Here is a 1,906-nt window from a genome sequence, read left to right as displayed (position 1 = left end):
TTTTGCGACAGGTACTATACCAACCCACCGGTGGAAGAAGAAGACATACTGAACTCTCGGCTCCACATGATATACATCATCAACATCGACGCCGGCAGGGTCGCAGAGATGGACGTCGACTCGTACCTGGAGAGCGTGGGCGAGATGCTGTCAAAAGGGATGGCCGGGATCTAGGGTCTTTTGCCCCCGCAAAGGCCGCTTGCCCCTCGAAGCCGCCTTTACCGCGTCGCTCCCCTTTTCGATGGCGGCCTTGACTACCTTTAGCATGTTATCGTCCTTGGTGCCGGTCACGTAGACGATGTAGACAAAGGCGTGCTCCTTGCCCTCGGCCTTTCTCACGACCCTCCCTATCCTCTGCGCGACCTGGTTCATGTTAGACGTGCTGGCGATGATGATGGCGATGCCGACCTGCGGCACGTCGTACCCGATTTCAAGCGTGTGCACCGACAGTAGCGGAAAATAGTCGCGGCCCCAGCTCTGCAGGATCTCCTCCCTTTCCTGCCTGCGGACGCCGTTGTGGATTGTGCGGGCCGAAACGCCAGAGGCTTCAAGCATGTCATGCAATTGCTGTATCGAGTCGATGGTCTCTGAAAATATCATTATGCGCTCGCCGGGGTGGCTCTTTACGATTTCCACCGTGCGCAGCAGCTTTTGCCGCGTGGAACTCAATACTTCTTTTCTCTTGCGCACGGCGGCAAACCACGTCTTGGCCATCGACGCCCTTGCGCCCCCGCGCGCAAGTAACTTGGTCATCTTTATCGGGTCGTATGCCTGCAATTTTCTTGAAATGTCCTTTATCGACGCGCTCGTGTCGTCATAGATCTTTTGCTCCTCGTCGGTGAATTTCACCTGCTCCTCCTTTATGACTGGCTTGGCGAGCCTGCCGTCGCTGACTGCCTCCTTTATCATGTATTTTTTCACCGGAGGCGCCACGGTCAGTATCGTCTGGTATTTCGGGTCCTTTTCGTCGATGGTGGCAGTCAGTCCCAGTATCGCCTTTTTAGAGTCTTCGACAATGATGTCAAACACCTTGTCGTATTCCGACGCGGTCTCGCTCACGAGGTGGACCTCGTCGAGCACCACCATGTCTGCCTGCCGGACGAGGCCAAAGTTGTTGATGGCGCTCTGGTAGGTGCTTATCGTTATCTCTTTGGCGTCCTTGCGCTCGCCGTAATAGACGCCTATCGCGCTTTCGTCAATGCCGTAACTCAGCAGGCGTTTCACGTTCTGGTCGATGAGCACGATCCTCGGGACTAGAAATAGTATCCGAAACGTCTTTGACTTGCATAATTCTGCGGCGCGCCTTGCGCACTCCCATGCTATCTCGGTCTTGCCGGTGCCGGTGCTGAAAATGACAGAGCCCCTGCAGCCGTTGGCGACCCACGCCTCTGCCGCCTCTAGCTGGTCGCGCTTTAGCTCAAAGGGGAACCGCAGGCTCGCTATCGCGGAGGGCACGGCTGAACTGGAATGCACAGGACTAAAAAACCTTGTTTAGATATTGAGATACTCAAGAAAAGCCTTAACAGGCACTAACGAAAATGCATTTGGGTTTTCGTATTTTTGCCTTTTTCAAATGCGTAAAACGAATGCTAGAGGTGTAGTTCAACTCAAGAGCTAATTGTAGCAGGACATAATTTCTCAGGCTCCCAAAATTAAAATGATAAGGTGCCAAAAATAACATTCAGGATGGACGCCGATGGTTCGAATTTGGTCGGACCCATTCTATTCACGGGGTATAGATAAGGTCTGCAAATTTGTGATTTTACGTTGATTGACGAAGGGAAAAGAGTGGTTTTATTCTAGCTAACTGCTCGTCGTTCTTCATCCTTGTGTTTCTCCGATTGCATCCATATCTGCTCAAATATCGCGAGGGAAGCAAGAACAGTCGGCTCGCTATTAGAATATG

1 protein-coding gene is annotated in these 1,906 nt (G+C 52.5%); it reads right to left on the bottom strand.

Features of this window, described 5'->3' with window-relative positions:
• Positions 1 to 150: 150 nt before the first annotated feature.
• Positions 151 to 1,455 (bottom strand): DEAD/DEAH box helicase, encoded by a 1,305-nt coding sequence (locus ACREAY_RS11585; protein ID WP_431755924.1) that lies wholly within the window; start codon positions 1,453 to 1,455, stop codon positions 151 to 153.
• Positions 1,456 to 1,906 lie beyond the last annotated feature (451 nt).

This window comes from Nitrososphaera sp. (assembly GCF_050748925.1).
Classification (GTDB): domain Archaea; phylum Thermoproteota; class Nitrososphaeria; order Nitrososphaerales; family Nitrososphaeraceae; genus Nitrososphaera.
This window is presented reverse-complemented; position numbering and strand designations above follow the sequence as displayed.